The 4,727-nt window shown below is 40.3% G+C and carries 5 protein-coding genes and 1 pseudogene; 5 read left to right on the top strand and 1 reads right to left on the bottom strand.

Annotation, left to right across the window (positions count from 1 at the left end):
- Positions 1 to 71 precede the first annotated feature (71 nt).
- Complete coding sequence (gene ltrA / locus G517_RS0114485) at positions 72 to 1,397, bottom strand: group II intron reverse transcriptase/maturase (protein WP_245543258.1); 1,326 nt, start codon at positions 1,395 to 1,397, stop codon at positions 72 to 74.
- An 878-nt stretch (positions 1,398 to 2,275) separates the two neighbouring features.
- On the opposite strand from ltrA, the gene G517_RS19385 reads away from it, so the two are divergent.
- The 5 genes and pseudogenes from G517_RS19385 (at position 2,276) to G517_RS0114510 (ending at position 4,633) form a co-directional block, all read left to right on the top strand.
- Complete coding sequence (locus tag G517_RS19385; protein ID WP_036591541.1) at positions 2,276 to 2,536, top strand: YozE family protein; 261 nt, start codon at positions 2,276 to 2,278, stop codon at positions 2,534 to 2,536.
- Positions 2,537 to 2,647: 111 nt separating this feature from the next.
- A complete protein-coding gene (locus tag G517_RS0114495) occupies positions 2,648 to 2,911 on the top strand; it encodes a hypothetical protein (RefSeq protein ID WP_028305008.1) in 264 nt (87 codons plus the stop codon).
- A gap of 144 nt (positions 2,912 to 3,055) precedes the next feature.
- Positions 3,056 to 3,320 (top strand): annotated as a pseudogene (locus G517_RS0114500) (transposase); the annotation flags it as partial.
- Between the two features lie 250 nt (positions 3,321 to 3,570).
- Positions 3,571 to 4,056, top strand: a complete 486-nt coding sequence (locus tag G517_RS0114505) for a YhfG family protein (protein WP_028305010.1) — start codon at positions 3,571 to 3,573, stop codon at positions 4,054 to 4,056.
- Complete coding sequence (locus G517_RS0114510; RefSeq protein ID WP_028305011.1) at positions 4,049 to 4,633, top strand: putative adenosine monophosphate-protein transferase Fic; 585 nt, start codon at positions 4,049 to 4,051, stop codon at positions 4,631 to 4,633. Before G517_RS0114505 ends, G517_RS0114510 begins: the two co-directional genes overlap by 8 nt.
- Positions 4,634 to 4,727 lie beyond the last annotated feature (94 nt).

Raw genomic sequence — 4,727 nt, forward strand, 5'->3', positions numbered from 1 at the left:
TAATCGGGTAGCCGGAGGTATCTAGCCTCCAGCCCCCACAACACCCTGCATGCGGATCCGCACAGGGCGTTTCACTTAGAATGGTGAAGCTTAATCCATCCATCGCGTAACGAATATAATCCTTCGGTTTTTAAATAAGCATTTGATAATGCCTGATTAATCCCCGGAGTTTTGGAGCTACGCCATGGGCCTTTACTCGTAATACCACAAGCTACCGCAGCTTGAACGCGAACACCTAGCCTCATTAAATTTCTTACTTTAGTGCGTGGCTTTCGCCACTGTCGCCAATAAGCCATTCTAACTCTGCGACGAATCCAATGATCTAGATCCATGCAAAGTTGATAGCAATTGGCGATACCAAAATAATTAATCCAGCCCCGTAAATACTGGCTGGTTTTAAAGAGCTGATAGCGCATCGACACGCCCCAGTTTCGGTTGGTTAAACGCCGTACTTGTTCCTTAAATCGATGCAGTGTTTTCGGATGAATCTGAATTCTTCCTGATCGAAAAGTGAAGCCCAGAAATTTACTTTCTGAGGTTTTCACAACGCAACTTTTATCACTGTTAACGATGAGTTTTAATCGACGCTCCAAGTAGTTCGAGATGCTGTTAAGGATACGTTCGCCAGCACGCTTACTTTTCACCAAAATAGTAAAGTCGTCAGCGTAGCGAGCAAACTTATGGCCTCGTTTCTCTAATTCTTTGTCGAGTGGATCTAACATAATATTCGCGAGCAGAGGTGAAAGTGGGCCACCTTGTGGAACGCCTTCACGGCTTTCTGAAAAGTAGTTATCTTTCATTATTCCTGCACGTAAATACTTTGCAATTAATCTCAATAACGCTTTATCCTTCAGCTTATAGCTCAGGTACGTCATTAATAGATCGTGATTCACTCGATCAAAGAACTTCGAAAGATCAACATCAACGGCAAAGCGTCGGCCTTCCTTGATAATGTTTTGTACTTGTTTAGTGGCTTGCTGCCCATTTCTGTTCGGTCTGAATCCAAAACTATTATTGGAAAATGTCGGATCAAAAATAGGCACTAGTATTTGAGCAATCGCTTGCTGAATGACGCGGTCTTTAATCGTAGGAATGCCAAGCTGACGAATACCCCCGTCAGGCTTTTCAATTTCTACGCGACGAACAGGATCAGGTTTATAAACGCCTGATTTAAGTTCTTGCATCACTCGTTCCCATTGACCGGATCTTACCCAGTCTGGAAACTCTTCAATGGTCATGCCATCGATGCCAGCGGCTCCTTTGTTGGCTCGAACACGTTTCCATGCAGCTTGAATATTTTCTCGCTGCAGGGTGCGTTCGAATAGATTTTCGCTAAAGGATGGCTGCAAGCTAAAATGCTGAGTCACGTCATTACCGGACGGTATTCGTGTGTTCAAATCTGGCAAGGCTCCTCCTTTATTCTAAATGTTCAGGCCTTCACCGTGTCCCATCCATTACGATGGGCGTTTGGCTACTATGCCGTCTGCTGACTTCTGCTTAATCACTAATATAGTTACCCATATCAGCGCTATCGGTTTCATCATATTTGCTCAAACAGTTTGATGAATTCTGTTTGCCAAGCCTGTTTAAATCAGTAGCTTAGAACTGTTTAAGTTTCCGATCGCCTGTTAAGCAGATCTCCCCCCTCTTTATAAACCAAAAGGGGAGCATGAACTTTCACTGCACTGCCGCATCATTTACGGTGGCCCTGCTCTCTAATCAAAAGCAGCACAGGGCTTCGTTGTCTCGTGCCCTGAATTTAATTAAAGAGTGCCTCCAGCCTACGCCTCATATGATGTTCTTGTTCATCAGCTCGCTCAATCTTCTAGCAAGAGTGCTAGCGGCTTCCTTCAGACTAAACCTCGCGGTTAAGCCCTTGCCATTCGCTAGTCGTTAACATCTAATAACGACATAAATCGCTAAGGATGGTGACCTTCCTACAGAGGAGTTTCACCTCATTAGTTCATGCCCATGCTGGGCGTACATAAGGTCAGGCACAGCGACGGCTTTTCCGTTGCGGCTTCGCCTTCACTGTAAAGCCGCGCGTGCTGGCGGCGTTCAGACTGTAGAAAAACCTAACAGGTTCTGGTTATTGAGAATTTATTCGCGGTGCTACGTTGATTTAAGCGTATTTGGCGATGAAAAAACTGCTCTAGAATTTACGTAGAAACGTTATTTTTAGTACAAAAAATGATCAATTTTGAGGCTGAGGTTTTTCTGTAGCCTCGTTAGGCTTACATCACTAATGTATTTTAAATTTTAATTGGAGAATTTTATGAATCAAAGAAAACACGAACCAAGTAATTTCTATGTTTGGTTACTCAAGCAGACCGACCAAAAATCACCAATTGGAGATCTTGCCAAAGATGTAAAAATAGATACTTTTTTCCCTAGAGCAGGTTCTAGTATAGAACCCTTTAAAAAGTATCTTATGCAAAAATCAGTTGATAGTCTTGTTATCCAAGCCCTAGAAGATGCATGGCTAAAATATTCTGAATCAAATACTTCAGAAATAACAGGCCTAACAAGACCCTAAAGTCCTACAGCTAACACTGTCGCATTTTTCGTAAACAACCTGCACCAGCATTATCTGCGGCTTAGGGTGCGTTAGGCTTAATTATTTACCTTCACAATCGGAGAGAATTAAATGCAAAACTATTTTTCCACTCAAATGGTTAAAAAAGAACATGCGAAAATTATTTCGAGCGAACTTAGAAAACGAGGTTCAAAAACTCGAAAGGGGATGAGTTTGGCTAAAGATCGATCTTTAGCTAATTTATTATCACTTGCATGTGGTCGTGGAAAATATGCTTTAAAAATTGAGGATATTATTACTATTGGCAATCATGAGTTTTCAATAAATGAAGAAGGTGTTAAAGAGTTATTTAAACATTCTCCGCATCACTCATAAGCCTAACAAGCAAATCAATCAGGACTAAAAACAGTTGGCTTTTGCTCCTGCGTCGCTTATTTTAGCCCATTAATTGGGCGTTCAGGCTGTAGAAAAACCTCCCGAACTATGGTCTGATCGAGTTTTGAAACGCAGGAGGCGGTGATGGCTCGATTCAAGCACTACGACTACAACCAAACGTCGATGGTGGTCATTAATTACCTGGATCAGTTGCAGCCCGGTACTTTTGAATATGCCCTGCATTACCCCTGTTTTTTATAAAGAGGCTGAAAATCTGGATCTGTCCGCGTTTCACCAGCCTTATAAGAATGATAGTGAAGGCCGCCCAGCCTACGATCCAGCCATTCTGCTAAAAATCATCCTGTTTGCTTATTCCAAAGGCATCACCTCCAGCCGTGAGATTCAGTGGCAACTTTATTGCCTGGTACATAATGTAGAAAAACTGGCAAAATACGGTCATCTCAGCCAATAAAACACAGAATAAACAAATGATGACCGATAAAAACCGGCAACAGAAAATGAGCTGTTGGCGGGGAAGCTGGCTGAAAACAGGTTTTCCTACAGGCTCGTTAGCTTTCTTTCTGATCTAAGCTGCTATCTTTGCTAAATTATAGTAAACTAGACTTTAAGGCGCATATATATGCAGGAAGGTATTTTCTATGAAATACGAATTTGAAGTTTTAGCAGCTCTAGTACAATTTAAACATGTTAATACCAAGGTTATAGTTAATTCTACAGGTATTTCTGAAAGGAAAGTTCAATCAGTTCTCAAAGATTTGCACTCAAATCTAGGTATATGTATTAACAAAAGAAGAGAGAAAAACTCTTTTTACTTCTTTGTAGAATCTTGGGGTGCGTTCGAAACAGGTTCTGCAATTATTGAGCGCTTACATAAGTTGGATTTGGCAGAAGCTAAAGCCCGTCGAATCTCATCAAAAAATCAGAGAAAACGTAAATTATTATCACTATCTGATAAAATTGAATATTCAAACTCAGTTAAACTAAAAAACTATAATGAAAGTCTTCGTTTGGAGGGTATATCATCTAAAAAACCTGATTTAAGTGGTAATAAGAAGCAGCTCCAAGATAAACGAGATGAATTATTAAAGTATTACGCGAAAAGAGCGCAATTAGTTAATGCTTGATAAATATGGTGTTGGAGATGATCCTTATTGTTATCCTGGAACTAACCTACTTAAAAATAGATTGTCAATTCAAGATGAAAAGTTACTCTCTGAAGCGGAAAGGGACTTATCCTTTGTTGCCGCTGCAGCGATTGAATTCGAAGAGCCTCCTTATGATTTAGCTTATCTTTGTAACATTCACCATGCTCTTTTCTCAGATTTATACGAGTGGTCAGGAAAACTCAGAGAAGTTGATATTACGAAAGGGCATACTAGATTTTGTAATGTTTCATTTATCGAAAATGAAGCTTATAAGTTATTAAATAAGTTGTCACAAGATAACTATTTGGTGGGTCTAGAATACAGCGAGTTTATTGCAAAGCTATCAGAATATTATTGTGATCTAAATATGATTCACCCTTTTAGGGAAGGTAATGGTCGTGCTCAGCGTATTTTTTTTGAGCACTTAGTTATTAATGCTGGATTTGAAATATCTTTCGATGCTGTAAGTGTTGACGATTGGATTGAGGCAAATATATTAGGTGTCCATTGTGATTTTTCAAAAATGAAAGCTGTTCTTAATATCTGTGTATCCTAGAAAGCTAACAAAGTCGTCAACGCGGACAAAAAACTTGTTGGCTGTTACGCTTCGCTACACATTTTAACCCGCTGTTTTAGTCCGATTAGTGCGG

Origin of the sequence: Oceanospirillum maris DSM 6286 (genome assembly GCF_000422865.1) — a bacterium.
Classification (GTDB): Bacteria; Pseudomonadota; Gammaproteobacteria; order Pseudomonadales; family Halomonadaceae; genus Oceanospirillum; species Oceanospirillum maris.

What these genes read in the sequence shown, in the direction of transcription:
- G517_RS19385 (WP_036591541.1), top strand. Translation starts at nt 2,276, where the DNA reads ATGAATCAAAGAAAACACGAACCAAGTAATTTCTATGTTTGGTTACTC.
- G517_RS0114495 (WP_028305008.1), top strand. Translation starts at nt 2,648, where the DNA reads ATGCAAAACTATTTTTCCACTCAAATGGTTAAAAAAGAACATGCGAAA.
- G517_RS0114505 (WP_028305010.1), top strand. Translation starts at nt 3,571, where the DNA reads ATGAAATACGAATTTGAAGTTTTAGCAGCTCTAGTACAATTTAAACAT.
- G517_RS0114510 (WP_028305011.1), top strand. Translation starts at nt 4,049, where the DNA reads ATGCTTGATAAATATGGTGTTGGAGATGATCCTTATTGTTATCCTGGA.